Below are 26,595 nucleotides of genomic sequence, written 5' to 3' on the forward strand. Positions count from 1 at the left end.
ATGGCCACCAAATCCGTCTCAATTCGCCTGTCGCTACAGGATGGCGAAACCGTGCGCCGCGCCCTGCTGAAATTGGGCGAGGATGGCCAGAAGGCATTGGCCAGGATTGAAGGTGCGACGCAACCGGCGTCGAAGTCGCTGCTGGCCATGAATGCCGCCAGCCAGGATATCCAGGGCGGCATGGCGGGTTTCGCCTCGCGGCTTGGCCCCATCGGCTCGGTGATGATGGCACTGGGCCCGGCAGGATTGGCGGCGGGAGCGGCCATCGGCTTCTTCGGCAAGGCCATGGTGGAGTCCACCATCAAGGTGGAAAGCCTGGAGGCCCGCCTCAAGGGGCTGGTCGGCGCGGCGGCGCTCACCGAAACCACCTCGTATCTCTATGCCCAAGCCCAGAAGACCGGCACCGCCCTGGAGACGGTGGTCGGAGCCTATTCTCGGCTGGCGGCATTGCAGAAGGCCGGGATCATCACCACTGGTGAATCCCGTGCCCTGCTGGAAGGTTTCCAGTCCACCGCCATCGCGCTGGGTGCCTCGTCCGAACAGTTGGAGCAATCGCTGTTCGGTCTGGCCCAGGGCCTGTCGTCGGGCACGTTGCGGGCGGAAGAACTCAACCAGATCGTCGAGCCCATGCCGGGCCTGCTCCAGGCTCTCGACCGGGCCGCTGCTCTGCCCTCGGGCGGTTTCCGCCAGATGGTCACCCAGGGCAAGGTGACGGCGGATTTCTTCCGCGACACCCTGATCAAGGCGCTGCGGGGCTTCGACGAAGCCGCCAAAGAAAGCGCCGATACCGCCGAGCGGTCATTCACCCGCATGGCCAATGCCTGGCAGGGATTCACCAACGCCCCCTGGCTGCGCAAGGTTCTGTCGGGTGGCGCCAATGCCGGGGCGGCGACGCTGGAATCCCTGACGCCGGGGGAATCGACGGTCAAGTCGCGGCTGGCCGATCTGGATCGCCGCATCGCCGCCCTGGGGGGCGAGCAGGCGCTCGACAAGCCGTTGCCCGCCGGCACCCATTCCGTGGTGGTGATGGCGGTCAGGGAGGAGAACGAGGAACTGCGCCGCCTGCTGACCGAACGCCAGGATGTCGCCGCCGATCTCGACGAGATCACCCGCAAGCGGGCGGGCATGGAAGCCCATGCCAAGATGGAGCGCGACCGGGTCCGGGCCGAGCAGCGCGAGCCCAGCTATCTGGAAAAGCTGACCGACCTCAAATTCGAGGTGGAATGGCAGGAGAAGCTCAATACGGCCCGCGCCGCCGGCAACGCGGAATTCTCCCGCACCAAGTCCCAATACGAGGCGGCCAAGGGATTCCGCCAGATCGAGAAGGAGTTGTTCCAGCAGGGTGGCGTCTATCGCACCCAGCCCAAGGAACATGAGATCAAGGATCTGCTGGCCCGCGAGGCCGAAGCCAAGGGAAATGGCGAGAGGTCCGCCCAGGCTCAGGCCGAGGTGCTGGGCTTAAACCTCCAGGCCCGAGGCCAAGAACGTCTGGCCGAAGCCGCCCGCACCGGCGGGCAGGCCCAAATCGATGCGGCGCGGGCCGCCAAGGTGCTGGAATTCGCCTTCAAGAATAACGGCGCGGCGGTGGCCGAATACGACCGGGCGCTGCGCCGGATCGATTCTGCCAAGCTGCTGGAGCAGAAGAACGGCCTGATCCGCACCATGGGGCAGGAAGCAGCCGCCAATGACCGTCTCGCCGATGCCGCAAAGGGATCGGTGGCCGATACCATCCTGGCGGAGCGCACCAACTGGCTGGCAGAGCAGGCCTCCAAGGGGCTGAGTGATGCCAATGGCGAACTGGCGGCCTCCTACGCCCAGGTGCAGAAATCCCGCGCCAACAGCGAGGCCGCGCGTGCCGTCGCCGATCTGGAGCGTGAGATCGACGCCCAGGTACGGCTGGCCCAAGCGGTGCGCAGCAGTGATCGCACCAAAGTCCGCGACGTCACCATCGACAATGATGTCACCAAATTCGCCCGCAGCCATAAGCTGGCCGAGGACGATCCCAAGGTGGATGAGTACCGGGCGGCGCGATCCCGCCAATATGCCGAAGCGGTCAAGGACGAGGCCCGCCAAACCACCCTGGCCTATGACGCCACGCAGCGGTTTACCGAGGAACTGGCCAAGCTCAACGAGCAGCGGGCCAGCGGCGCCTTGTCGGAGGAAGCCTATACCCGCCGTTATCGGGAATTGGAGCAGGACAAGCTGGCCGCCAGCCGCGACTGGCAGGACGGCGCCATCCGGGCGGTGCGGGCCTATGCCGACGAAGCTGGCAACGCGGCGGCCTCCGCCGAACGGGCCATGTCGGGAGCCTTGCGGGCCAGCGAGGACGCCTTCGTCAAATGGGCCACTACCGGAAAGCTGGCCGGGCAGGATCTGTTCAACAGCCTGGCCGAGGAGGCCCTGCGCGCCGCCTGGCGCATGTCGGTGGTGGCGCCCCTGTTCGGCGGGGCCGGTGGCGGCATCTTCGGCGGCATGATCGCCGGCATCGGCAGTTTCTTCTCGGGCGCCGGATCAGCTGGGGCCAGTTCCGGCGGTGCAACGCCGGTGCCCGATACCGGCGCCTTCGCCATCGCCCATTCCGGCGGCCTGATCGGTCTCGACCGGCTGGAGACCCGTTCATACAGCGCGTCGGTCTTCGCCAATGCGCCGAAATACCACGGCGGCGGTCTGGTTGCGGGAGAGCGCCCCATCGTCGCCCGCATCGGCGAGGGCGTTTTCACGCCAAAGCAGATGGACAATGCCGACCGCATCTTGGATGCCGCCTTGTCGCAGCCGACGGCGGTGGGCGTGGTGGTGACAGTCAACAACAATGCGTCCGGCACCCAGGCCCGTGCCGAACAATCCCAGGGGGCCGATGGCCGCATCCATCTCGATATCATCGTTGAGGAGATTGAAGGCCGCATGAGCCGCCGCATCGGTCGCGGCGAGGGCATGGCCCCGGTGCTGGAGCATCGCTATGGACTGAACCCGGCGGCAGGGACCTATCGATGACCACGCTCGTCTCCTGGCCCACCCGGCTGCCGCTGCCGACCTATGACGGCTATGCCCTGGAACCGGAATCGGCCGTTACCCGCACCGACATGGAATCCGGCCCCGCTCGGCAGCGGCGGCGGTTCACCCAAACGCCGACCCGCATCCCGGTGCGATGGCGCATGTCGGCGGTGGACTTCGCCACCTTCGAGGCATGGTTTCGCCTGAAGCTGGCCGATGGCGGCGATTGGTTCGGCATCTCTCTGCTGGGCGGGATCGGCATCGCCGCCCACGAAGCCCGTTTCGTCGGCCAGGGCAACGCCCCCTACAAAGCGGTGCCCAGCCGAGGCGGGGCTTGGATCGTCACCTCGGTGTTGGAAGTCCGTGAGCGCCCCATGCTCGACGCGGGGGCGCTGGAAATCCTGCTTGTCGAGGACGTGGTCGTTCTCTTTGCCAACATCCAGACCCTCCATTCCATCCTGCATGTCGGCTTGCCCGTCAGCATTCGCTGGTGATCGTTCATGACCCTGCAAACCGATCTCGCCGCCGCTGTCGCCCAGGTGACCGCGAACAGTACCCTGCTGCACAAGGTGGTGCATGGCCCGGCCAGCGGGACCGAGTCCCAGGTCGTCACCGAGGGGGGGCCGGTCAAGACGGTGGCCAAGGCCATCGCCGATATCGACACCCGGCTTCAATCCGGTCTGGCAACCCTGGACCAGAAGGTTGCGGCGGCGGCGGCCAGCGCGACGCTTGCCGTCCAAAGCGCCGATACCGCGGAGACGAGCGAGGCGGCCATCGCGGCAAACGCCCAGGCCGCCAGCTTGTCGGAAACGCATGCCGCTGCCAGCGCATCATCGGCATCCGGAAGTGCCGCCGCAGCCAATGCCAGCGCGGTCGCGGCACTGGCAGCCCGGCAAGCGGCAGAGAATGCCGCGATCCTCGCGGAACAGTCCAAGATAGCCACGGTGGCGGCGAAAGCCGTCGCCGCGCAGGCAGCCCTTGATGCAGCCGCCTCGGCATCGGCTGCCAACGCCTCAGCCATCGCGGCTAATACCAGCGAAGTCGCCACCCGGTCGAGTGCGGAAGCGGCGCATCTGTCCGAACAGCAGGCGACTGCATCCTCGGCCTTGGCGATAAGTGCCGAAGCCAGCGCCACCGCGTCGGCGGCCCAGGCTCGCGCCTCGGAAACCGCCGCCGCGGGGTCGGCAGTTGTTGCGGCTCAGGCCGAAACCGATGGCGCCTTCTGGGCCGGACAGGCCGAGAGCTTCGCCGTGGCGGCCGAAGCGGCGGCAACCATCGTCGCTGAAGCAACCGGCCTGGATCTTACGACGCTGATCGTTTCCGCCCGCAGGGGCTCGGACTACCGAACGCTCGGCATCGAGTTGTTCTGAGAGGAAGGCCCATGACCACCCTTGCCCATTACCTGACGGTCAAGGCCGCCCAGGACAACGCCTTCGCCACTATCTCGGCCAAGCTCGACGATCCCAACCTGCGGATGGACGATTTCGCGCTGATGGTAAAGGCTATCGAGTTGATCGAGACCGTCCAGGACACCGATGCCTACGACGCCCTGCTGCGCAAGGTGGCCGCCAAGGCAGCCGGTCTCTATGCCCCGGACTTAAGCGGCGAGGACATCCTCATGCTCACCCGGGCCTCCCGGCTGGGCGACATCCCCCATGGCGGGGAGGAACGGTGGATGCTGCTCAACCGCGACGAACGGAACATGGATGTCACCGGGGCCGTGATGATCGGCGAACGCACCCTGGAATCGTTCGGCGACCGTGTCCTAGAAACCTTTTACGCGGAGACCTGATCCCATGCCCCTGACCATCACCCCGATCCCCAATGCCGCCCCCTTCGCGGCGTTCTCCGACAATGTCGGCATCTTCAGCAATTCCAAGGCCCGTGAAATCCCGGCCCGGCTCAATGCCATCGCGCAAGGACTGAAGGATCACATCAACACGCTGTGGCTGGCCACGGCCACCGGCTTCATCAACGGCACGGTGATCGCTGGCCTGAACGCCGCCATCGCCAAGATCGAGACCTTCTCCAACGGGATCGAAACCCGCATCAACAATCAGATGGCCGAGTTTCAGGTCAATCTCGCCAATTACCTCGGAACCAATGCCGGGTATTCGGTCAGTGCTGCCAACGCAGCCCTGTTCACCGGGGGCATCGTCGCAGGCGACGTCGTCTACGACGTTGCCGGAAGGGCGGTTTCGATCCGCCAGGGGCCGCGTCTGATCAACGGCATCACCTACAACGACGACGGCACCATGGCTGGCTATGCCGAGAAGCTGACCCTGGGCGGCATCACCTACACCCGTGCCTACAGCTTCACCTATACGCCCGACGGCCAGATCGCCGCCATTACGGAGGCTTGACGATGGATATCCTGACGTTCAACGCGCTGAAACAGGTCCAGCGTCGTCTTGACGGCGATCTGCTCGATCCCTGGAAACGCCCGGCCTTCGCCGTGGTTACCATGAGCAGCTCGGCGCCCTGGGGCACGGTGGTCTACAACCACTATCTCCAGGAGCTTTGCCGCCAGCATTACAATGACAGCGGCTATATGCAGGGCAGCACCAGCAGCTTAGGGACCGAGTTCTTCAACAACTGGTATTCCTACGGCCAGACCAACTCGAACATCTCTTCGACCGACACCTCCTACGGTGATGGCACGGCGCGGTGCGGGCATCTGGGCCATATCGCCCTGGGCGTCGGCCCCGACGGTTCGATGATCGGCCGCCCCAGCCCCTATGCTGGCACGGCGCTGAGAAATGTCGGCGTCTGGGTCAACAACAAGACCAACCGTAACCTCGCCCTATTTATGGAGAACCAGTACGCGGGCGTGGCACCGCGGGCCATCGCGCCCGGCCGCCTGACCGGCACCGAGGGTTGGCATCTGGCCTGGACCAACACCAAGTTCTACGCCCAGAACAATTTCGGGACGTACAGCAAGTACGGCATGATCGGCTACAACGAGAAAACCGGCACGCTGGTCATCAATGAGAACCGGAATGGTGGCACCTCCATGAGGCTGCACGTCTATTCCAACGTCGCCCCGTTCGACATCTCCGCCAGCAACCGTCGCGCCTGGTTCAACAATCTCGATGAGACCAAGCACATCTTCTACGATTGGACGGCCAATTCGGCGGGGTATGCCGAGAGCCTCTATCGCGGCATCGTCATTCCCTGCGACGACGGCAAAATCCTCATCGTGCGGATGGAACCCAGCAATTACTGCATGCTGGACCGCTTCACGCCGAACGGTTCCGGGGGCTACACCAAGGAAGCCACCCACACGCTGAGCACGACCACCACCTACGGCATGGAATCCGGAGATCGGAACGGCATCCGTTTTCAGATCTCCAACGACGGCAAATACGTCATCTGCTACCAGCCCTATTACTACTATGGGGCCGGGGCCGAGGTGTTCCTGATCCGGGTGTCGGACGGGAAATACGCCTTCCTGCAATACCAGGATTCCGGCTATGGGCGGTCGTTTGCGCCCATCCGCGACAGCGACTTCATGGTCTCCTACAGCCCGAATTCCGACAGCGGCTACGGCATCTACATGTCGCACATCGACACCCGGACGGTGTTCCAGGCCATCGCCGACAAGGGCGACATGAGTTCCAAGGTGCCGGGCTTCAACGTCTACATCTTCGACAGCGCCTATCACTCGACCAATTACCCCTACATCGTCCCGATCATCGGAGGCATCTGATCATGGCCGGCAAAATCAGCTTCCCCCACGGCAATGACTGGGGCGTCATCGGCCCCGAGGGCGACCACGATCTGCCGGTGGATTCGGTGCTGGGTCACCGCTTCCAACTCGTCGATGGCGAGGTCGTCGATCGCTATGACGGCGTCACCGATGATGAGGTCCGCGAGATTGATGCCGCGCGCGTCGTCGAGCGGCAGGCCGAGGAACTCCAGGCGGCCAGAACCGCCCTGGTTCGCCGGGTGAAAACAGAAGCGGCGGGGCGCATCGCCACTCTCGACTGGAAAGTCGAACGCGCCCGCGAGCGGGATGCCCTGAACGGCACCAAGACCCTTCATGAGGTCTATGCCGAGCGTGAGAACATTCGGCTGGCGAGCAACCAGGCCGAAGCCGCCATCGCCAAGCTCACCTCCCAGGAAGAGATCCAGGCCTTCTCCTGGTAGATCTTCCCCCCGACCCGGACTTCAATGCCATGACCGAACAATCCCCGGAAATCTGGGCCGGCGTCGCCACCCAGTATGTCGGCGCCTGGGGTCAGGCCGCCCCCATGGTCCAGATCGCCGCCATCGCCGCCACGGTGCTCATCATCGCCATCATCGCCTGGGCATGGTCGAGGAAGCAGGGGGCACCGGACGCATCCGGCGTCCCCGTTGAAGCCTTCGCCCATGTGGTCGAGGAGCAGGCCCGCCAGACCGAGGCTTTGCGCTCGGCGGTAGAGGGCCTGTCTGAGATCGTCCACGAGATGCGCAAGCTGCTGGCGGCTCGGACCTTCTGTCCGTTCCCGTCGCCCATGTGCGTTCCTGGCAAGGATAACCATGCCTGATCCGGCGTTGTCGCAGGCGCTGAGGGAGGCGTTTGCATCAGCCCCGGCTGGAACGGTGATTCTCGATACGTTGGAGATCTGGCATCCAACTTTCATTGAGCCGATCCGGGTGGTCCGAGACCATGCCGACCTCACCGCCCGGCTGGAAGCTGGCGCTCCCCGCGATGGCGGCAAACGGGTGACCTTCGCCGCGCTGGCCTTCGAGTTCTCCCCGCCGCCGGTGGATACTGCCCCGGTGCCGGAAATCACCGTCACCCTCGACAATGTCGGCAGCGACATCACCGACGCCCTGGAAGGGGCCGCCGTCAGCCAGCAGGTGATCGAGATCACCTGGCGGCCCTATCTCTCCACCGATCTCAACGGCCCCCACATGGACCCGCCCATCACCATGACCCTGACCGATGTCGAGGCCGACACGATGAGGGTCACGGGGCGTGCCCGCATGCTGGATGCGGGGAACAAGTCGTTTCCGTCCATCACCTATACCGCCCGGCGGTTTCCCGGTCTGGCGCGGTAATGACGTAGCGGGCTGCCGCCCGCACCCGCTCGGAGGCTGGCCTCCAAACCTCCATTCCTTTCGAGGTCATCATGCACTGGGCTGCCGCCTATATCGGCCTGCCGTGGTCCGTCCACGGCAGCGGGCCGGACTCGTTCAATTGCTGGGAATTCGTCCGCATAGTCCAAGCCGAGCATTTCGGCCGCCTGCTGCCCGAGATCGGCAATCCCGAAGACATGCTGGTCATGGGCCGCACCTTCCGCGACCATCCCGAACGGCAACGTTGGGCCAAGGTTGACCCGCCTTCAGAGGGTGATTGCGTGCTGCTGCGCCGGTCCCGCCATCCCATCCATGTGGGAATCTGGCTCGACGTGGATGGCGGCGGCGTCCTGCATTGCGCCGAGGGCGCCGGGGTGGTGTTTCAGCGTTCGGACGCGCTCGCGCTCAACGGCTGGTCCATCGAAGGCTTCTACCGGTTTTCGCCATGACCGTCTCCATCGTCATCGTCACCAATCCGTTCGAGCCGGTGGCCAGCCGCTCGGTGCATGCGGTGGAAGCCGGGATTACGGTGGGCGGCCTGTTGCAGGCTTGCGGCATCGCCGATGATTGCTGGTCCGATGGCCCGGAAATCCTGATCGGCGGCATGACGGTGCCGGTCGGCATCTATGCCGTCCGGGCCATCGTCGATGGCGAGGTCGTCACCATCATTCGCTGGCCTCAGGGCGGCGGGGGCGGTGGTGGGGGCGGCAAGAACCCCATGCGGATCGTACTCACCATCGCGGTGATGGTGGCCGCCATCTATCTGGGCCCCATGGCGGCGGTAGCCATGGGATATACCGCCGCCGGCAGTGCCGCCGCCATGGCCACCGCCGGCATCGCCCTGGCCGGCTCGATGCTGATCAATACGGTGATTCCGGCCCCCAAGCCCTCCATGCCGTCGCTCAACTGGGGCGGCAGCGGCAGCGCGCCGGCCCCCAGCCCGACCTATTCGATCCAGGCTCAGGGCAACCAGGGCCGATTGGGCCAGCCGATCCCGGTGATCTATGGCCGCCACCTGATCTATCCCGACCTCGCCTCGGAGCCCTACCAGGATTACGTGGGCGGCGAGCAGTACCTCTACCAGCTCCACGTCATCGGCCAGGGAGAATATGCGGTCGAGCAGATCCGCATCGAGGACACCCCCATCTCCTCTTTCGAGGAGGTCCAGACCGAAACCGTTCCGCCCGGCAGTCGGGTCACTCTGTTCGAGCCGGATGTGGTCACCGCCGCCGAGGTGGCGGGCCAGGAACTGGTGGCCCCCAATCTGGTGCAATCGGGCGACGACGGATATATCGGCCCGTTCACCGCCAATCCAGTCGATACCACGGCGGGAGCGCTGGGCATCGACGTGGTGATGCCGCGTGGCCTCTATTACGCCAATGACGGCGGCAGCCTCGATAGCCGCACCGTCCAGTGGCAGGTCGAGGCGCGCGCCATCGATGCCGAGGGCGGAGCCATTGGCGGCTGGGCGGTTCTGGCGCAGCCGTCGCATAGTGCCGCCACCAACAGCACCATCCGTCTGTCCTTCCGCTATTCGGTCAGTCCGGGCCGTTACGAGGTCCGCCTCAAGCGTCTCGACACCAAGGACACCGCCGAACGTGCCGGTCATGAAATTCGCTGGGGCGCTCTGCGCGCCTATTTGACCGGCCAGCCTGATTTCGGCGCCGTCACTCTGCTGGCGGTGAAGATGCGGGCCACCGACAACCTGTCGCAGCGCTCCTCGCGCATGATCAACGTCATCGCCACCCGCAAGCTGCCGGTGTGGTCGGCGGTGGGCGGTTGGTCGGCTCCGCAGCCGACCCGTTCCATCGCCTGGGCCTTCGTCGATGCCTGCAAGGCCGAATACGGCGCCAAGCTGGCCGACAGCCGCATCGACCTCAAGACGCTGGCCGCCCTGGATGCCGTTTGGGCTGCCCGTGGCGATTCCTTCGACGCGGTGTTCGACTCCAGCATGACGGTGTGGGAAGCGCTGACCCGTATCGCCCGCTGCGGCCGCGCCGTGCCCATCCAGCAGGGCGGTATCGTCCGCATTATCCGCGACGCGCCCCAGACCATGCCGGTGGCCATGTTCGGGCCGCGCAATATCGTCAAGGGCTCCTTCAAGATCAAATACGTCATGCCCGGCGACGACACTGCCGACGCGGTGACGGTGGAGTATTTCTCGTCCCGCACTTGGAAGCCCGACGAGACCACCGCCAAGCTGCCCGACAGCCAGGGCGACAACCCGGCCAAGGTCAATTTGTTCGGCTGCACCGCCAAGGATCATGCCCAGCGGGAAGGTCTCTACATCGCCGCCAACAACCGCTATCGCCGCCGCATGGTCACCTTCCGCACCGAGCTGGAGGGCATGATCCCGACCTACGGCGATCTGGTCGCCATCACCCACGACATGCCCCGCTGGGGCCAGGGCGGCGAGGTGATCGATTGGCGGGCCGAATCCGCCAAGCCGCCCTGGATTGGGGCGGTGCTGGTGCTGTCCGAGCCGCTGATCTGGACCGAGGGCGCCAGCCATTACCTGGCGCTGCGCCGCCGCGACGGAAGTCTGGCAGGGCCGTTCCGGGTCGATCCGGTGGCCGATACCCCCACCATGGTGCGTCTCGCCGAACCGCTGACCGTCACGCCTTATACCGGCGGCTCGGAGGAGCGGACCTACTTTTCCTTCGGTCCCGGCCAGGCTTGGGCCCAATCCGCCCGCATCCTCGCCATCCGCCCCCGCGCCGAGCAGGTGGAGATCACCGCCGTCGCCGAGGATTCCCGAGTGCATGTGAACTGATTGCGGGGCGCTGCCCCGTTCCCCGCCAAGGGCCGCGAGGCCCTTGGAACCCGATCCTTTTCTGGCCGCCCATCCGGGCGGCTTCTCTATTGGGCGTTCATGAGTCAAGCACCTTCTTGTCTCCATCTGCCTTATTGGAGAGCATTGTCCCGCCAGGTCTCTGGCTTCTCTCCGAAGTCGGCGCGTTGGCCGCTTCATGGTTAGGTCCGAAGAGTGGTGGCTCAAGCTTTTTCGCGAAGTCGCTATTTGGCGCTTCAAACCGCCCTCGATCTCACCGACCCTCGGTCCCCGGAGGGACTTCGCTCCGCCTCGCGGCAGATCCTAAATTACGACGGACGCAATAGCTCAGACAGTGGCTTCGGCCTTCCAGCAGAACTCTGTGCGATCGATCCACATGCGGTGAAGAATCACCGCCAGTTTGCGTGCGACGGCAACCATCGCCCTGGCCATGCCTCGGCGTTTGGCAATCCGCAGGCCCCATGCCTTGAGCGCTGATGGCTTCGAATTCGGGCGCAGCAGCACCAAGGCCGCCTCGAAGAGCGTCGATCGCAATGTTTCATCGCCGTTCTTGCTGATCCGGCCCCGGCGGTCGATCTCGCCGGATTGGTGCGTTCGAGGAACCAAGCCGAAATGTGCACCAACGGCTCGTGAACGCTGGAAGCGGGCCGGCTCATCAATGGCTGCCCGGTAGGTCATCGCGACCACCGGCCCAACCCCAGGTGCGCTCATTAACAACCGGCAATCCTCATCGGCGCGGACCAGTTCCAACATTTTCCGATGAAGAGCCGCGAATTGCTCACGGGTGACGCGCCGGACGATGAGCATGGGTTCGATCACCGCCGCCAGCGTAGGGTCGCCGTCAATCAGCTCGCGGATCCGCGCGTCGTAACGGGCACGACTAATGACGCCGACTTTCATGCCGAAATTACGCAGCAGCCCCCGGATGCTGTTCTCGACGTCCAGAATCCGCGCCTGGAGAAAGCGCCGACCGTTGAGCAACGTCCTGATCTGCTGGCTCGCCAGGGTCTTCACATGCACGGGCCGATAAAGGCCGACACGCATCATCTGTGCGATGCCGCGGGCGTCGTTGCGGTCGGTCTTGTTGATCTGCGCCTTGAGCACCGCCTGCGCATGCCGCGTCTCGATGCAGATGACCGGCAGGCCAGCCTTTGCCAAGCCCGCGTACAGCCATTGGCAAAGCGGGCCTGCCTCGACGCCGACACGGATGTACCGCCTGCCGGGCACATCAAGGAACTGGATCAGCGCCTCGGGTTCGCTTTCGACCTTGCCTTCCTGAACGATTCTTCCGGTCTCGGTCATCACGCACACACTCGTCGTCCGCACCGACACATCCAAACCGACGAAATAGTCCATCACTTCTCTCCCCTGCTGGTCGGCGCCGCATCAGATCGCCGTCACGTCGAGAATTCTTACCACCCTACCGGGTGATGAGGGCGAGAGCCCAATGACCCAACCTTTTTCATTGGAGGTTCCCCATGACCAAGGACGCTGTCGTGCCGCGTGGCATTCGCCTCAACAATCCCGGCAATATCAAGGAATCCCCCGGCGACAAGACTCAGTGGCAAGGCGAGCGCGCCACCGATGACGATCCGGTGTTCGAGGAGTTCGTCAGCCCTGAAGCGGGCATTCGGGCGCTGGCCCGCATCCTGCTCGGCTATCAACGCCGCCATGGCCTCAACACCGTGACGGGGATCATCACCCGTTGGGCGCCGGGCTGCGAGAACGACACCGGCTCCTACATCACCCATGTTGCTGCCCGCCTGGGCGTGGCGCCCGATCAGGCCATCGACCTGACCAAGGCCGACACCATGGCCGGACTGGTCGAAGCCATCATCCGCCATGAAAACGGCCAGCAGCCCTACGCCAGAGAGGTGATCCTGGCCGGGGTCGGCATGGGGCTGGGGAGCGCCTGACCATGAATCTGCTCGATCTCCTCGGCGATGCCGCCGCCATCGCCGCCAATCCCATCGCGGGGCTGGCCAAGGTGGCGCTGGACGTGGCGCCGGACATCGCCAGCCTGTTCGGCGACGATGCCGAGAAGGCGGTCGGCAAACTGGCTGACACCGTCCGCGCCATCACCGGCACCGACGATCCCGACAAGGCCCGCGAGGTGCTGGCCGATCCCAATCTGGTATTCCAGCTTCGCTCCCAGGCGCAAGAATTCGCCCATGCTGAACGCATGCAGCAGATGACCGGGGCAATCACCACGCTGACCGCTACCCTGGTCGACCGCCAGAACGCCCGCGCCAGGGACAGCGAGTTCATCAAAGCAGGCAGGAGCAACACTCGCGCCAACGTCCTGCTGGTGACCGCCGGACTCGGCATTGTCGGCGGGATCGGCTTCATGGTGTTCGGCCATGTGGACGGCAACACCGCCGTCGGCGGCTGCATCATCTCGGTGGTGACTCTGCTGGCGGGCAAGTTTGCCACCGCGTTTGATTTCGAGTTCGGCGGATCGGCCGATTCGGAGCAGACCCGCACCCTGCTGGCTCAGGCGCCGCCCATCGGAAAATAACCTCCAACCACAACTATCTGATCCAGCCGACCGAGGGAGCAAATCCCCCCGGTCGGCTTTTTTCGTGTTTGTGGCCTGCGATACGGCAGGCCTGTGGTGGGCTCAGGTCAGGGTCGCTGCCGTTCCCACCCCACGATTGATCCGTCCCTCGCGACGGCGTCTCCCTGTGGTCCCCGCGCTTGAAGGGTCCGGGTCCCCTGATCAACTTGCTTTATCGATCCAGCATCCGGGCGTCGCCGCCGACCGCGTCGATGATGCTGCGCATCTCGAAGGCAAGTTCGGGGTGGTGACGATCCAGAAAATCAGAAATCGCCTCGTTGCGAAACAGCTTCGAGACATACCCCCTGGTTACGACCAAAGCCAACATGGTGTCCCCCAGGTTCCCTTCGACCGCCCGGTAGTCCCGGTTCAGTCTTTCCATCTCCCGTTCCATCCGCGCGATATCTTCCGCCGAAATCCCCTCCAGCTTCTTGGGCTTGTCCGAATCGACCAGATCCTCTGGCCTCGTCGCCGCCAGCAGCACCTTGGCGTAGGACACCGTGAACCGGTTGGCCAGGATCATCATCTCGGTCGCCTCGATCTGGCGCATCGGCTTCATTTTACGCAGGAGCGGAAATATCGCCGGTGTGACCATGCGGTCCTTCAGCATCTCCGCGACTTCCGGCGCGATGCGGTCCAGCATGTGCTGGCGCTCTTGGATCCTCTTGACGTCCATCGCCATCCCCTCGGCGATCTCCTCGGCCGGAACTCCCCTCTGGATGGCCCGGAGGATCATTCGGTGCTCCTGGACCGCCGTCATTCTGGCCACCCGTCGGTTGTAGGTGAAGCCCTCGTCGTCGGTGGACACCAAACAGATTGTTGACGTGGCCCCAATTTCCTTCAGGGCGTGGAGACGGAGATGCCCGTCCAATAGAATGTAATGGGGAGAACTGTCCTCGGCCTTGTCGGGATATACCGCCAGCGGCTCGATAACGCCGACCTTGCGCACCGAAGCCAGAATACTGCGGTACTTGGATGTTTTGAGGACAGTCTTGGCGACGATTCGGGTGGGCAGAATCCGCTCCAGCGGCAACGTGACCGTGGTGGTCTCAAAACCGAGATGGATGGAGGTCATGGGGCAGACCTGATCTGATTGGCCAAGACCTTGGGCAAGTCTTCCAGCCCCTCGGCCCTGAGCAGGGTACGAAAATGCTCGTCCGAGAACAGTTGACGCAACGCAGTCGTCAGCAGCAAAAGGCGTTGCTCGCCGATCTCGGCTTTCCGTATCAGCACCTCCTGACGTCTGACCTCCTCCTGATAGGCGCGCACCAGCGAGCGGGTCGAGGTGGCTGGCTGGCCCTTGCTTGCCAGAGAACGGCCATAGCCGGTGCCCAACAATCGTCGCCGTTCGATAAGGCGCCTGACCTTGAGCAATTGCGTCCCTTTGAGGATTCCCTCCTGGTAGGCTTCCTGCAGGGTGTTCTGAAGGGCGGTGTCATCGCTGTGGGCGATCTGGGTGGCGAGATACATGGGCATCCATCCCCGCTCGACGGCAGCAATCAGCCGATCCTCGCCATTGTTCAGCAACACCAGGATGCCATCGACATAGACCTTGTTCAGTCCCGTCTTGGTGGCGATTTGAGTTGGCGAATACCCTCGCTCCTCCATGACGCGGATGGCCATCAGCAAATCCCGGTTGGAATGCTTCCGCCGCGCCATGTTTTCGATCAGGCTACGGAGGTAGCAGTCGGACTCGGTGGCCTGGATGACCAGGGCAGGGATTTCGCTCTCACCCATGGCCTGGAACGCTTCGATGCGCCCCTGGCCGCAGACGAGGTCGTATCGTGTGCCCCCGGCGTCGGCTCCATTTTCGCGCACCGTGATTGGCCGCTTCAAGCCGACGGTCGAGATGTTGTCGACCATGCTGGCGAAAATCTTGCTGTTGCGGCTGCGCGGATTGAGAATCCGGATGCGGTCGATTGGGATCATCCGAATGGCATTGTCACAGCCGTCCATCACGCGAACTCGCGGAGCGGTACCCTGCGGGTGAGATCGTAGAGGCGGTCCAAGCTGTCTTGGCGATAGATGTCGAGGCCCAGGCCGTTATCTTCCGCCAGCCGCAGCTTTGCTGCATTCATATCGATGGACGGCAGCAGGTAGTAGTCCTGGATCTCACGGTTGTCTGGAGCCATGCGGGCCGCCACCGTGATGTCGGGGGCGAGGCCCGTCTCCAGCCGAATGGTCCAGCGGAGCGACCCCGCCTTGGTTTCCTCACAACGGGCGATTACCAGGGAAATGGAGAACTCGTCATTGATGATGACCAAGCCACTTGCCAAATCCCGGCGGACCGAGCCGCCCAGGTCGCGGATGCGTCGCAGCATGTCCTCGACCACCGTGGGGAACATGCGACGAAGGTGGCGGTTGATCTCGATATAGCCATAGTCGCGGCCAGGATCGTAGCCGATCAGGGCATAGGCCCGCGGCAGGCTGCCGAAGCGATGCAGGTAGGCGCCACTGGAGGGGCCATTCTCGACCTCGTCGATGACAATCCCCGACAGTCGTCCATGCCGGTCATAAAGCGTCTTGAGATGCTCCAGCATCTCCTGATCGGAAAAGCGCCGCGCCCGTTCGACAATGATCGCCTGCGCAGCCCGGTAGTCCTGGATATCGACGATGGGAGTGAAGACGCCTTCGGCCCGGATCCACTCTTCGGGCGGGTTCCTAACCCGCTGAGCCTTCAATTTGAAGGACCGGCGGTTGAAGATATTGTTGCCGATATATTTCTCGTTGGTCAGCACCTGATGCACCGTCGAAGCACGCCAAGGCCGCCCCAAGTCGGTCAAGGTGCCCTCGGCGTTGAGCAAGGCTGCAATCTCACCCTCGCGGCGGCCCTCCCTCACGAACAGGCGGTAGATGCGTCGCACGGTCTCGGTTTCGTTCTCGGGACCGGGCTTGAGGATCACCCGGTCGGTCTGCAGGCATTTGTGCTGTCCCTTTTCCAGAACGCCAAGCTCGGCTCCGGACTGATCGATCCGCATCCGGCGCAGGCCATAGCCCGCCGGGCCGCCCTGGCGATAGCCCATCCGGATCAGACGGCATTGCCCGGCGAACACCTTGACCGACAGATCACGGCTATAATCTCCAGCCTGGCTACGGCGGATCATTTTCAGCAAGGAGGATGGCATGCTGCCGTCGTTGACGAACTGCTCGGCGCAGTACTCAACCTGAATGCCAGCCTTCTTGCACAGGTATTCGTAGTAGGCGCTCTCGTCGGTGTCCTGGAAGCGACCGAAGCGGCTGACGTCGTAGACCAGCAGCATCTCGAAATCAGCGCGGCCCTGGGTCGCATCGGCGATCAGCCTTTGCAAAGCCTCACGCCGATCCAGTTGCAACCCGCTTATTCCTTCGTCGGCGTAGGTGCGGACAATCTCCAGTCCGTGGCGTTCGGCGTATTGGGCGATGGCATCGGCCTGGTTCTCGGTGGAGTACTGCTGATGCTCCGTCGACATGCGCAGGTACTGGGCCACCCGCTTCGGCAATATTGCCCCGGTGTTCAGGCCGTCGTCTACTCGCTGTCTTCCAGCCACGTTGCCATCCCATTCTTTCCTGCCACGCTTCCAGAACCCCGGCGAAGCATGATTTCCGTCTTACCATACGGATGGAGATCAGGAATGTCGTGGCCGGAAAAGTGCAAAATCTTGCACCTTTCAAAGCTTGACAACGCCGTCGATGCTGATCTGGCGGTGCTGGTGTCCGTCGCCCTGCGCTCGGAATTGCAGGACGGTCGTGCCATGGTGAAAACCATCGGCCGCTGGACCGGCGCCAGCGACCGCACCATCAAGACATGGCTGGCAGGCACCGCAGTTCCGGGAAGCGACCATCTCATCACCTTGATGCGGGAGTCGGAAGCCGTTATGGCCGCTGTGCTCGTGGCAGCAGGGTGGGAGATACTTGAATGAGAGAAACAGTGAACTCATCAAGGGCAACCGCAGCAACATCCGCTCCAATGCTCTTCTCATCACTGCCGGACTCGGCATCGTCGGCGGTGAAGGCTGCATGGTGTTCGGGCATGTAGATGGCAACACCGCCGTCGGCGGCTGCATCATCTCGGTGGTGACGCTGCTGGCCGGCAAGTTCGCCACCGCCTTTGACTTCGAATTCAGTGGATCGGCAGATTCCGAGCAGACCCGCACCCTGCTGGCGCAGGCACCATCCATTGGCAGGTGGCACAATCCATACTGCGCACAACGCGGCCGGTCAGGGGAGCGCCCCCGGTCGGCCACATTTTGCGTTCTGGTGGGCGCAGGAGATCTTCGTTTCCACCGCTCCTGTCGACTTGGCGTCAGAATCTACTGACTGTTTTGATCGAATCAAATTGCCAGCCTCCAGAATGTATCTATCCTCTTCGTTTGGGGGCACCGCACCGAACTCTGCTGATGAAATTCCGGGGCTTAGAGGCTTTACGTCAATGCCCGATCAGCGCATAGGCACTAGTTGAGCAAGCTTCGGAGAGGGAATAATGAGCAGCATTACCCAATTGGCTGCACAAAATCCGCGATCAATGGTGCTTTCTGCCATTTTGGTGAGCTTAGCCATCGGGGTTCTGGCTGCATTCGGCGTCAACGATTTTAAGGAAAGGGAACGGCATTCTCTGTTGCAATCCGAGGCGCGTCGGAACGGTATCGAGATCATGTCGCAGACGTTGAACGGAAATCTGATGGGGTCCGTGGCCGTTCTCGGCCTTCTCGACGAAGACATCAAAGCCGAGGCCCAGGGGCATGGCCTTCCGAATGGTCCCAGGGTATTGGGGATATTGGAAAGTGTCGCGCGGGCCTATGATGCGCAAGGTCTTTTTCTGGTCGGTCGGGACGGCGTCGTCCGTTCGTCGTGGGACAGCGGGGGCAAACCTTCGACAGGGATCGATGTTAAGTTTCGGCCATATTATCAAATGGCGATGCAGCGTAAGGAGAATGTGTACGCCGCAGTCAGCTTGGCGCGGGGAGATCGATCCCTCTACTTCACTGCGCCGATCCTGTCCGAGCAGACCAGAAACAGCATGTCGGTGGGCGCAGTCGTGGCGCGGACCGATTTATCGAAAGTTGATGCCCTTCTCCGCGACAAGACCGATATCGCTTTGCTTTTGTCGCCTCAGGGGGTGGTCTTCGCCAGCAACAGAGCCGACTGGATTGGCTTTCTTTCCGAGCAGCCAACCGTCGAGCAGTTCAAGGCCATCCGTGATCTCAAACAGTTCGGCAATATGTTCGAGAAGCAAGAGCCCTCGCTGTTGCCGTTCTCCTCCCGCCAGGATCGCTTGTCGCTCGATGGGACGCGATATGCGGTCGCCAGTGCCCGGGTGCAATGGAACGATCCATTTGGCGATTGGAAGCTGACGTTGATGGAAGACCTTTCCCGCACGGTTCCGCGTCGGGATAGCGCGGTTATCGGTGCCTGCGTTGCTTTGGTCGTCGGAATCTTGCTACTGACACTGGTCAATATGCTGCGCAGTCGTCATGCCCAGCAGGTTTCCGCCGATCATTTGGCCGGGTTGGCAATGGCGCAGCAACGCAGCGCCGAGAGGAAGGCGGAACTGGCGGCGACGGCCATACGGCTGCAGCAAGCCAAGACGATAGCCGAACTGACCGAAGCCTTCCTGCGCGAAGCCCATCAACTGATTGGTACGCTTCAGGGGATTGTCTACGTTAAGAGTGATAAACCTGATGGGGTACTGTCGCTGGCCGCAGGCTATGCCACCGACAACAGCGTGAAGCCGGAGATTGCCATCGGTGAAGGTTTGTTGGGGGAATGCGCCCAGGAAGGCCGGATGCGGATCATTGCCACGCCACCGGACGGACTCTGGTCCATCGAATCCGGATTGGGCGGCGCGCACCCTCTGGCGGTGATCATGGCCCCGATCATGCTGAACGATTCTCTGCAGGGTGTGGTCGAGGTCGCCCTGCTGAGGCATCCCGACGAGGAAACGACGCAGCAGTTCGAGGGGATGGTCGATATTCTGGCCCTGAACCTGGAACTAGTGCGCCGCAGGGAGTTGACCGAAGAGCGGCTGCAGGCCGTCTCCGTGGCCGAGCGGGTCAAGGGTGAGCAACTGGCCTTCCAGCAGATTCTGGTCGACAGCATTCCGTACCCGCTGTTCTTTCTGGATGGCGAAACCCGGTTCCTGGGGGCCAACCACGCCTTTGAGGAGGCTTTCGGCGTTCGGCGGTACCAGCTTATCGGTCAAAGGATGATTGATCTGGACTATCTGCCCGAGGCGGAACGTCCCACCTTGCAATCGGAGAACGAAGCCGTCATCGCCGCCATCGGCCGGGGCCAGCGGGAGTTGCGGATCAGGCAGGCCGACGGCCGCGACCATGACACGCTGTATTTCCTGTCCGGCTTCCGCAATCCCGACGGGACACCAGGTGGATTGGTGGGGACTTTCATCGATATCAGCGCCATGAAGGACGCTGAGCGCGAGCTGGCCCGGCTGGCCGATGTGGACCGCTTCGCGCGGCTGGCGCGCGGACGCGAACAGCGTGTTCTCGAACTGAAGCGGGAGGTCAACGCGCTGTCCGCCCAGGCCGGGCATCCAGAGCCCTATGCCACCGAAATCGTCGAACTGGTCGGGGACCACGAATTCGCCCCTCACCCCGATTATGATACCCGGATCGATGGGGCCGACACTCCGCTGCGACTTGGCGATCTGGTCGATCTCAATGAGTTCCAAGTCCTGTTCGCCAACTTCTGTGACGCGGTGGGGGTTCCGGCCGCTATCATCGATTTACAGGCCAATGTCCTGGCCTCGTCACGCTGGCAGCGGGCCTGCACCGACTTTCACCGGGTCAACGAGCAATCTTGCGCCCGTTGTATCGAAAGCGACACCGACCTCGCCCTCAAGCTCCAGGATGGCGAGGATTTCACCACCTATAAATGCAAGAACGGCATGACCGATTGCGCCTCGCCGATCATCGTCGAAGGCCAGCATCTGGCCAATGTCTTCATCGGGCAATTCCATGTCGGCTCCCCCGACATGGATTTCTTCCGACAGCAGGCGCGGCAATTCGGCTATGACGAGGGCGAATATCTGGAGGCTGTCGCCTCGGCCCCCATCATGGATGAGGGGCGCCTTCCCGTGATTCTGGGATTCCTGTCGGGTTTCGCCCGGATGATCTCGACCATGTCGCTGGCGCGGCACCGGGCCGATGCCGCCCAGCAGGCGCTGTGCCGCCAAGCGGAACTGCTGCGTCAAGAACGTCTGGCCGCCATGAGTCTGGCCGAAGACGCTACGCGTCAACGACAAGACGGTGATGCGTCGGAGACGGAGGCGCGGCCATGAGAAGGATCGACACTGCCATCGAGAAATGGACCTTGGGCCGGAAGCTGCTTATCGGCTCGTTGACGACCATGTTGATCGTTATCGCCGTTGGCATCGTCGGCGTCATCGGTCAGTTGCAGTTGATCAAGACCGTTGAATTCTTCACCTCCACAGGGATGAACGTTGTCCCCCTTATCAAGGGCGTTCAACTTGATGCACAGGTCATCGGCCGATCATTGCGCCAAGCCGTACTCGCCACCAGTGCCTCCGACCGCCAGGATGCTCTCGGCCAGGTTGGGGCGTCCCACCAGCGCATCGCAAAGACAGTTCCCAATATCCGACCAATCCTGCTGAAGCACGAGAACAGCCATCTGGTTGATAAATTCGAAGCTATTTATGCGGCCTACATGGGCAACGTGGACAAGGTGCAAGGGCTTCTTCAACGGGGAAATGATGCAGAGGCCCAGGCTTTCGTGGCCTCGCCGGAGTTCCAACGGAGCGGAATCGCCCTGAACGAATTCCTGACGCTGGCGGTAAACATGGCCGAGGCCAACCTACAGGAGATGACGCGGACCTCCATCCGTTCGGCCATGGACGGGTTGCAGCTTTTCATCGCGCTCATGGTGTTCGGCGTTTTGGTGGGGCTGGGGACGAGCGTCATGGTCGGACGCTCCATCCGCCAGCCCTTGTTCAGGATTCGCGATTCGGTCTCGGACATGGCGGAAGGCCATCTGGATCGGGTTCTGCCCTGCATTGAATACAGCAACGAACTGGGTGATCTCGCTCGCGCGATCGGGGTGCTGCAGACCGAAGCGCAACGCATGGCTGCTCAACGATGGGTCAAGACCAATCAGGCGGCAATCCAGGCGAATCTGCAATCGGCTGTCTCGGCGCCGGAACTGACTCGGAACTTCCTGGCCGATATCGCACCACTCCTCAATGTGGGGCATGCCGTGTTCTACATCTGGGATGAGGACGGGCGGCAGCTGCGGCTGACAGGCAGCTACGCCTATTTGAATCGCAAGAAGCTCAACCCTCATTTCGCCCTCGGACAAGGACTCGTCGGCCAGTGTGCCTTGGAAAAGCAGCCCATCGTCATAACCGACCCGCCCGAGGACTACGTCCACATCGGCACTGCGCTGGGCGAGGCTACGCCCAGGGTTATCGCGACCGTTCCGGTCCTCCATAACGATAAGCTGATGGCGGTGGTTGAACTGGCGGCATTCGAGACTTTTGGTCCCGATCAGCAAGCCCTGCTCGATGGGGTAATGCCGATCCTGGCCATGACCCTGGAAATTCTTGATCGCAACGTCAAGACACAGGAATTGCTGGAAGAGACCACTCGCCAAGCCGAGAACATGGAGAAGCAGGCTGCCCGGCTGGAAGAGCAGTCGGTGGAGCTGGAGGCGCAGCAGACCGAAATCCGGGCGACCGAAGCCTGGTTTCGAGGGATTATCGAATCCGCTCCGGACGGCATGCTGGTGTCCGATGGCGACGGTGTCATCGTCCTGGTCAATCCGCAGGTGGAAGCCATGTTCGGTTACCAAGCGGGTCAACTGACCGGACGGCCAATCGAGATACTGGTGCCTGAGGCGGCAAGGCAAGGGCATGTGGTCCAGCGGGATGGCTATATCAAGAGCCGCGATACCAAGAAAATAGCGATGCGGGATCGCGAATTGCGGGGAGTCCGTAAGGATGGCTCCGAATTCCCCGTAGAGGTCGGCCTATCGCGCCTGCCGGCCATCGGTGGACGCGGACTGTGCATTTGCGCTTCGATCCGCGATGTGACCGAGCGCAAACAAGCGGAACAAGCCATCGCCCATGCCAATATGATGAGCGATTCCGCCCTGGATCTGGCCAAGGCCGGCTATTGGCTGATCGACTATGCCGATCCCGATTACTACACCAGCTCCGAACGAGCCACCGCCATCTTTGGCGAGCATCCCACTCCTGGCTATCGCTACCATCTGATGGACGAGTGGTACAGTCGGATTGCCGCCGCCGATCACGGGGTGGCGGAGGCCACCGCGGCCCATTACGCCGAGGCCGTCGAGGGCAAGGTGCCGCGCTACGACTGTACCTATTGCTACAAGCGACCCATCGACGGTCGGATCGCCTGGATCCGGGCGATCGGCAATGTGGTTCGGGACAAGGATGGAAAGGCGCGGTTCATGTACGGCGTTTCCCAGGATGTCTCCGAGATCAAGGAGGCGGCGTCCGAGATTTTGCGCGCCAAGGAGATCGCCGAGGAGGCCACCAAGGCCAAAAGCGATTTCCTGGCGAATATGAGCCATGAAATCCGCACGCCCATGAACGCCATCATCGGCATGAGTCACTTGGCCCTGCAGACCAAGCTGGACAAGAAGCAGCGCAATTACATCGAGAAGGTCCACCGCTCGGGCGAGAACCTGCTGGGCATCATTAACGACATCCTCGACTTCTCCAAGATCGAGGCCGGCAAGATGTCCATGGAGCGCATCGACTTCCGTCTTGAGGACGTGATGGATAATCTCGCCAATCTGGTCGGCCTGAAGGCCGAGGATAGGGGGTTGGAGCTTCTGTTCAACATTGCGCCGGATATTCCCACGGCTTTGGTCGGCGACCCGCTGCGCCTTGGCCAAGTGCTGATCAATCTGGGCAACAATGCCGTGAAGTTCACCGAAAAGGGTGAGATCATCGTCGGCGCCGAACGGGTCGGCCATTCCGACGCGGGCGTCGAGCTGCATTTCTGGGTGCGCGATTCCGGGATCGGGATGACGCCGGAACAATGCGGGAAGATGTTCCAGAGTTTCAGCCAGGCGGATTCCTCGACCACCCGCAAATATGGCGGCACGGGGCTGGGTCTTGCCATTTCCAAGACTCTCGTGGAACTGATGAACGGTCGCATCTGGGTCGAGAGCGAGGCTGGCAAGGGCTCGACCTTCCATTTCCATGTCCGGTTGGGCGTCCAGGCCCAACCCACCGCCCGACGCATCTTCCATCCTGACGAATTGATGGGGCTGCGAGTCCTCGTGGTCGATGACAACGCCTCGGCCCGTGAAATCCTCTCGGCCATGGCCAAGGGCTTCGGCCTGGAGGTTGATGTCGCTTGGGATGGACAGCAAGCATTGAACATGGTTGCGACCGCTGAAAAGAAGGGACTCTCCTACGACCTGATCCTGATGGATTGGAAGATGCCGATCATGGACGGTGTCGAGACCGTCCAGCACCTTCAGGCCGGTCATCATGCAAAGGTGCCGGCGGTGATCATGGTCACCGCCTATGGCCGCGAGGAAGCCCTGAATAACGCCCAGGAGCGCGGTGTCGCGGTTAAGACCGTCCTGACCAAGCCGGTTACCTCGGCCAGCCTTCTCGATGCGATCGGCGATATTCTCGGGAAGGGCGTGATTACCGAAAGCCATGCCCAGGATAAGGCGGAGGGCTACAAGGAGACCATGAGGGCGCTGGAGGGCTCCCGCGTCCTGCTGGTCGAAGACAACGAAATGAACCAGGAACTGGCGACGGAACTTCTGTCCCAAGCCGGCATGGAGATTGTTCTCGCCAATCATGGGCAAGAGGCGTTGGACATCCTCTCCAGGGATTCAAAATTCGACGGCATTTTGATGGATTGCCAGATGCCGGTGATGGACGGTTATACGGCGACACGCGCCATCCGCACCGATCCCGCCCTGAACGATATTCCCGTCATCGCCATGACCGCCAACGCGATGTCGGGCGATCGTGAAAAGGTCATCGAAGCGGGTATGCTCGACCATATCGCCAAGCCGCTCAATCTGGAAAACATGTTCGCCACCATGGCGAAGTGGATCAAGCCGGGGAAGGCTAACCCCCGCGTCGGAAACACCCCGAAGGTGGCCTCGCCGTCGAATCCTGCCGGCGGCCTGCCTGATTTGCCGGGCATCGATGTCAAGGCCGGGATGGCGACCATGGCCAATAAGGAATCGCTCTATACCCGGATGCTGATCAAGTTCCGGGATAGCCAGCGCAACTTCGCCGATATATTTGCGGCGGCCAAGGTCGATTCCGATCCTGCGGCGCCGATGCGGGCCGCCCATACGCTCAAGGGAACGGCCGGCAATATCGGCGCCAAAGGGGTGCAGGACGCGGCGGGAGTCCTGGAGCATGCCTGTAAGGAAGGCCGCCCCGACAACGAAATCGATGCCTTGCTGGCAAAGACCTTGGCCGAACTCGATCCCGTCATTGCCGTTTTGGGCGCGGTCGTTTCCGGCCAGACATCGAAGGCGCCGGCGGTCCCCGCGGCCGAGCTGAAAATGGCCCTCGGGAAGTTGGCAGCCCTGCTCGAAGACAGCGATTCCGAGGCTGGCGATCTGTTGGAGGAGTTGCTGCCGAAGCTTGACGGGACGGCCATGGGGCGAGCCCTGAAGCCCGTCGCGGACGCCATCGAGGATTGCGACCTTGACGCCGCCCTGGCCAGACTCAGGGATGTTGATGTCGAATGACTTTGTTCCCGACATCAATCAGGCAAGCAAAGCCCCCTCTGCATGTCGCGGGAATCGGGGCATCGGCCGGGGGGCTGGAGGCTATGCTGCTGATGTTCGCGCGCATGCGCCCGACCGGGCGCATCGCCTATGTGGTGGCCCAGCATATGGCCGATAACGGCCACAGCGATCTGGTCGTGCGGTTGATTTCGCGGGAATCCGTCTTGCCGGTGATGTTGGCCGGGCAGGGCGCCCGCTTGCTGGCGGATACTGTCCTGGTGATCCCCGCGGGCCGGGACGGCCAAGTGCATGGCGATACGCTGCGACTGTGCGATCCCGCCCCGGAACATCTGTCCACCCCCTCGGTGAACGCCCTGTTTTCCTCGATCGCGGAGACATGTGGATCCGCGGCCATCGGCATCATTCTTTCGGGAACCGGGTCGGACGGTGTCAGCGGGTGCCGAATGATCCGAAATGGCGGTGGGCTGACCCTGGCCCAGGAACCGATGGAAGCCAAGTTTGGCGGGATGCCCGAGGCGGCGATCAGGGCGAAGCTGATCGACGCGGTGCTCCCGGTCGAACAGATCGGCCAAGCCCTGGCTGCGCGCTTTCCTGGGTCCGCTCCCGGCCCCTCCGTGCCCCCGGTCATATCCGCCGGAGAGCCGGTGGAGTCTGGGATTTCCGAGGCGGTCCATCGGGATCTCCAGAATTTGATCCGACAAGTGCATGAGGCGACCGGAATCGATTTTTCCAGCTACAAGGAAGAAACCTTGTTGCGCCGTATGGAAAAGCGGAGATCCACCCTGGGGCTGGATTCCGCTGATGCCTATCAGGCGCTGATCCGTCGCGATCCAGAGGAACTTCATGTGCTGCAGCATCTGTTCCTCGTCTCTGTGTCCTCGTTCTTTCGTGATCGAGAATCGTTTCGAGTGTTGGAGCGGGTTCTGGCCGCCACCATTGCGGAAAAGCCGGACGGCGAGCCGATCCGGGGCTGGGTGCCGGGTTGTGCCTCGGGCGAGGAGCCCTTTACCCTTGCGATCATCCTGAGCGAACTTCTGGCGAGTCACCCCGACAAGCATCCGATATCGATCATCGCCACCGATCTCAACCCGGAAGCCTTGGCTATGGCCAGGGACGGCGTCTATCGAAAAACGGCCTTTAAGGAAATGGATGAAGCCCTGCGCGACCGCTACTTCCTGCCGCGCGGACAGCATTACGAGATCAAGCCCGATATAAAATCGCGTGTCACTTTCGAGCGGCGCGACGTCCTGGCCGGCATTCCTCCGGCCGACCTTGACTTCGTCAGTTGTCGGAATCTGCTGATTTACATGAAGGGCCATCTTCAGGACGACCTGGTGAAGCTCTTTCATCGTGCCTTGCGGCCCCAGGGGCTGCTGTTTATCGGCCAATCGGAATCGCTCAGTTTCATGGGCAACTCCCTCTTCGGCCCCATTGACCACTACCACCGGCTGTTCCGTCGGCGGCGCTAGAATTCCAGGAG

The 26,595-nt window shown here is 62.6% G+C and carries 22 protein-coding genes; 18 read left to right on the forward strand and 4 right to left on the reverse strand.

Annotated features, from left to right (window positions below; genetic code table 11):
• The 11 genes from ACV4UZ_RS15130 to ACV4UZ_RS15180 all read left to right on the forward strand — a co-directional run bounded on the left by ACV4UZ_RS15130 (window position 1) and on the right by ACV4UZ_RS15180 (window position 10,828).
• Entirely contained in the window at window positions 1-2,991 is a 2,991-nt protein-coding gene (locus tag ACV4UZ_RS15130) for a tape measure protein (RefSeq protein WP_491601621.1), read from the forward strand.
• Window positions 2,988-3,485 carry a hypothetical protein gene (locus ACV4UZ_RS15135; protein WP_491601622.1) on the forward strand — a complete coding sequence of 166 codons (498 nt, stop codon included), beginning with the start codon at window positions 2,988-2,990 and terminating at the stop codon, window positions 3,483-3,485. The genes ACV4UZ_RS15130 and ACV4UZ_RS15135 overlap by 4 nt, the downstream gene beginning before the upstream one ends.
• Window positions 3,486-3,491: 6 nt before the next feature.
• Window positions 3,492-4,361, forward strand: coding sequence for a hypothetical protein (locus ACV4UZ_RS15140; RefSeq protein WP_491601623.1), 870 nt, complete (start codon window positions 3,492-3,494; stop codon window positions 4,359-4,361).
• Window positions 4,362-4,372: 11 nt separating this feature from the next.
• Window positions 4,373-4,783: a hypothetical protein gene (locus ACV4UZ_RS15145; protein WP_491601624.1), complete on the forward strand. Its 411-nt coding sequence runs from the start codon at window positions 4,373-4,375 to the stop codon at window positions 4,781-4,783.
• A 4-nt stretch (window positions 4,784-4,787) separates the two neighbouring features.
• Entirely contained in the window at window positions 4,788-5,354 is a 567-nt protein-coding gene (locus ACV4UZ_RS15150; protein ID WP_491601625.1) for a hypothetical protein, read from the forward strand.
• 2 nt (window positions 5,355-5,356) lie between these two features.
• Window positions 5,357-6,700, forward strand: a complete 1,344-nt coding sequence (locus ACV4UZ_RS15155; protein ID WP_491601626.1) for a hypothetical protein — start codon at window positions 5,357-5,359, stop codon at window positions 6,698-6,700.
• A gap of 2 nt (window positions 6,701-6,702) precedes the next feature.
• Window positions 6,703-7,140 (forward strand): hypothetical protein, encoded by a 438-nt coding sequence (locus tag ACV4UZ_RS15160; RefSeq protein WP_491601627.1) that lies wholly within the window; start codon window positions 6,703-6,705, stop codon window positions 7,138-7,140.
• Window positions 7,141-7,169: 29 nt separating this feature from the next.
• Window positions 7,170-7,520, forward strand: a complete 351-nt coding sequence (locus ACV4UZ_RS15165) for a hypothetical protein (RefSeq protein WP_491601628.1) — start codon at window positions 7,170-7,172, stop codon at window positions 7,518-7,520.
• The gene (locus tag ACV4UZ_RS15170) at window positions 7,513-8,037 is read left to right on the forward strand and encodes a DUF1833 domain-containing protein (RefSeq protein WP_491601629.1); all 525 of its coding nucleotides are present in this window, start codon (window positions 7,513-7,515) and stop codon (window positions 8,035-8,037) included. Before ACV4UZ_RS15165 ends, ACV4UZ_RS15170 begins: the two co-directional genes overlap by 8 nt.
• A gap of 71 nt (window positions 8,038-8,108) precedes the next feature.
• On the forward strand, window positions 8,109-8,504 hold the full coding sequence (locus ACV4UZ_RS15175) for an NlpC/P60 family protein (protein WP_491601630.1): 396 nt from the start codon (window positions 8,109-8,111) through the stop codon (window positions 8,502-8,504).
• Entirely contained in the window at window positions 8,501-10,828 is a 2,328-nt protein-coding gene (locus tag ACV4UZ_RS15180; RefSeq protein WP_491601631.1) for a host specificity factor TipJ family phage tail protein, read from the forward strand. The genes ACV4UZ_RS15175 and ACV4UZ_RS15180 overlap by 4 nt, the downstream gene beginning before the upstream one ends.
• A 345-nt stretch (window positions 10,829-11,173) precedes the next feature.
• Here the strand turns inward: ACV4UZ_RS15180 and ACV4UZ_RS15185 are convergent, their stop codons facing one another.
• Window positions 11,174-12,202, reverse strand: a complete 1,029-nt coding sequence (locus ACV4UZ_RS15185) for an IS110 family RNA-guided transposase (protein WP_491599289.1) — start codon at window positions 12,200-12,202, stop codon at window positions 11,174-11,176.
• A 122-nt stretch (window positions 12,203-12,324) separates the two neighbouring features.
• Between ACV4UZ_RS15185 and ACV4UZ_RS15190 the strand changes: the two genes are divergently transcribed.
• Together ACV4UZ_RS15190 and ACV4UZ_RS15195 are read left to right on the forward strand one after the other, a co-directional pair.
• Complete coding sequence (locus ACV4UZ_RS15190; protein WP_491601632.1) at window positions 12,325-12,762, forward strand: structural protein; 438 nt, start codon at window positions 12,325-12,327, stop codon at window positions 12,760-12,762.
• A gap of 2 nt (window positions 12,763-12,764) precedes the next feature.
• Entirely contained in the window at window positions 12,765-13,364 is a 600-nt protein-coding gene (locus tag ACV4UZ_RS15195; RefSeq protein WP_491601633.1) for a hypothetical protein, read from the forward strand.
• A 211-nt stretch (window positions 13,365-13,575) separates the two neighbouring features.
• On the opposite strand, the gene ACV4UZ_RS15200 is transcribed toward ACV4UZ_RS15195, so the two are convergent.
• From ACV4UZ_RS15200 to ACV4UZ_RS15210, 3 genes are read right to left on the reverse strand one after another with little or no spacing between them, the layout of a single operon-like run.
• Window positions 13,576-14,478 carry a plasmid partitioning protein RepB C-terminal domain-containing protein gene (locus ACV4UZ_RS15200; protein WP_491601634.1) on the reverse strand — a complete coding sequence of 301 codons (903 nt, stop codon included), beginning with the start codon at window positions 14,476-14,478 and terminating at the stop codon, window positions 13,576-13,578.
• Window positions 14,475-15,359, reverse strand: coding sequence for a plasmid partitioning protein RepB C-terminal domain-containing protein (locus ACV4UZ_RS15205; RefSeq protein WP_491601635.1), 885 nt, complete (start codon window positions 15,357-15,359; stop codon window positions 14,475-14,477). Before ACV4UZ_RS15205 ends, ACV4UZ_RS15200 begins: the two co-directional genes overlap by 4 nt.
• Window positions 15,359-16,930 (reverse strand): recombinase family protein, encoded by a 1,572-nt coding sequence (locus tag ACV4UZ_RS15210; protein WP_491601636.1) that lies wholly within the window; start codon window positions 16,928-16,930, stop codon window positions 15,359-15,361. The genes ACV4UZ_RS15205 and ACV4UZ_RS15210 overlap by 1 nt, the downstream gene beginning before the upstream one ends.
• Window positions 16,931-17,014: 84 nt before the next feature.
• On the opposite strand from ACV4UZ_RS15210, the gene ACV4UZ_RS15215 reads away from it, so the two are divergent.
• The 5 genes from ACV4UZ_RS15215 to ACV4UZ_RS15235 all read left to right on the forward strand — a co-directional run bounded on the left by ACV4UZ_RS15215 (window position 17,015) and on the right by ACV4UZ_RS15235 (window position 26,584).
• Window positions 17,015-17,302 carry a hypothetical protein gene (locus ACV4UZ_RS15215; RefSeq protein WP_491601637.1) on the forward strand — a complete coding sequence of 96 codons (288 nt, stop codon included), beginning with the start codon at window positions 17,015-17,017 and terminating at the stop codon, window positions 17,300-17,302.
• On the forward strand, window positions 17,295-17,699 hold the full coding sequence (locus ACV4UZ_RS15220) for a hypothetical protein (protein ID WP_491601638.1): 405 nt from the start codon (window positions 17,295-17,297) through the stop codon (window positions 17,697-17,699). Before ACV4UZ_RS15215 ends, ACV4UZ_RS15220 begins: the two co-directional genes overlap by 8 nt.
• A gap of 163 nt (window positions 17,700-17,862) precedes the next feature.
• Entirely contained in the window at window positions 17,863-20,676 is a 2,814-nt protein-coding gene (locus ACV4UZ_RS15225; protein ID WP_491601639.1) for a PocR ligand-binding domain-containing protein, read from the forward strand.
• Window positions 20,673-25,115 carry a response regulator gene (locus ACV4UZ_RS15230; RefSeq protein WP_491601640.1) on the forward strand — a complete coding sequence of 1,481 codons (4,443 nt, stop codon included), beginning with the start codon at window positions 20,673-20,675 and terminating at the stop codon, window positions 25,113-25,115. The genes ACV4UZ_RS15225 and ACV4UZ_RS15230 overlap by 4 nt, the downstream gene beginning before the upstream one ends.
• Window positions 25,112-26,584 carry a CheR family methyltransferase gene (locus ACV4UZ_RS15235; protein ID WP_491601641.1) on the forward strand — a complete coding sequence of 491 codons (1,473 nt, stop codon included), beginning with the start codon at window positions 25,112-25,114 and terminating at the stop codon, window positions 26,582-26,584. The genes ACV4UZ_RS15230 and ACV4UZ_RS15235 overlap by 4 nt, the downstream gene beginning before the upstream one ends.
• Window positions 26,585-26,595: the final 11 nt, after the last annotated feature.

Source organism: Paramagnetospirillum sp. (genome assembly GCF_058402745.1).

Coding starts and splice junctions, on each gene's coding strand:
- ACV4UZ_RS15215 (WP_491601637.1), top strand. CDS start 17,015: ATGTCGTGGCCGGAAAAGTGCAAAATCTTGCACCTTTCAAAGCTTGAC.
- ACV4UZ_RS15140 (WP_491601623.1), top strand. CDS start 3,492: ATGACCCTGCAAACCGATCTCGCCGCCGCTGTCGCCCAGGTGACCGCG.
- ACV4UZ_RS15225 (WP_491601639.1), top strand. CDS start 17,863: ATGAGCAGCATTACCCAATTGGCTGCACAAAATCCGCGATCAATGGTG.
- ACV4UZ_RS15170 (WP_491601629.1), top strand. CDS start 7,513: ATGCCTGATCCGGCGTTGTCGCAGGCGCTGAGGGAGGCGTTTGCATCA.
- ACV4UZ_RS15165 (WP_491601628.1), top strand. CDS start 7,170: ATGACCGAACAATCCCCGGAAATCTGGGCCGGCGTCGCCACCCAGTAT.
- ACV4UZ_RS15130 (WP_491601621.1), top strand. CDS start 1: ATGGCCACCAAATCCGTCTCAATTCGCCTGTCGCTACAGGATGGCGAA.
- ACV4UZ_RS15230 (WP_491601640.1), top strand. CDS start 20,673: ATGAGAAGGATCGACACTGCCATCGAGAAATGGACCTTGGGCCGGAAG.
- ACV4UZ_RS15190 (WP_491601632.1), top strand. CDS start 12,325: ATGACCAAGGACGCTGTCGTGCCGCGTGGCATTCGCCTCAACAATCCC.
- ACV4UZ_RS15150 (WP_491601625.1), top strand. CDS start 4,788: ATGCCCCTGACCATCACCCCGATCCCCAATGCCGCCCCCTTCGCGGCG.
- ACV4UZ_RS15175 (WP_491601630.1), top strand. CDS start 8,109: ATGCACTGGGCTGCCGCCTATATCGGCCTGCCGTGGTCCGTCCACGGC.
- ACV4UZ_RS15205 (WP_491601635.1), bottom strand. CDS start 15,359: ATGGACGGCTGTGACAATGCCATTCGGATGATCCCAATCGACCGCATC.
- ACV4UZ_RS15185 (WP_491599289.1), bottom strand. CDS start 12,202: ATGGACTATTTCGTCGGTTTGGATGTGTCGGTGCGGACGACGAGTGTG.
- ACV4UZ_RS15155 (WP_491601626.1), top strand. CDS start 5,357: ATGGATATCCTGACGTTCAACGCGCTGAAACAGGTCCAGCGTCGTCTT.
- ACV4UZ_RS15145 (WP_491601624.1), top strand. CDS start 4,373: ATGACCACCCTTGCCCATTACCTGACGGTCAAGGCCGCCCAGGACAAC.
- ACV4UZ_RS15160 (WP_491601627.1), top strand. CDS start 6,703: ATGGCCGGCAAAATCAGCTTCCCCCACGGCAATGACTGGGGCGTCATC.
- ACV4UZ_RS15200 (WP_491601634.1), bottom strand. CDS start 14,478: ATGACCTCCATCCATCTCGGTTTTGAGACCACCACGGTCACGTTGCCG.
- ACV4UZ_RS15135 (WP_491601622.1), top strand. CDS start 2,988: ATGACCACGCTCGTCTCCTGGCCCACCCGGCTGCCGCTGCCGACCTAT.
- ACV4UZ_RS15235 (WP_491601641.1), top strand. CDS start 25,112: ATGACTTTGTTCCCGACATCAATCAGGCAAGCAAAGCCCCCTCTGCAT.
- ACV4UZ_RS15195 (WP_491601633.1), top strand. CDS start 12,765: ATGAATCTGCTCGATCTCCTCGGCGATGCCGCCGCCATCGCCGCCAAT.
- ACV4UZ_RS15180 (WP_491601631.1), top strand. CDS start 8,501: ATGACCGTCTCCATCGTCATCGTCACCAATCCGTTCGAGCCGGTGGCC.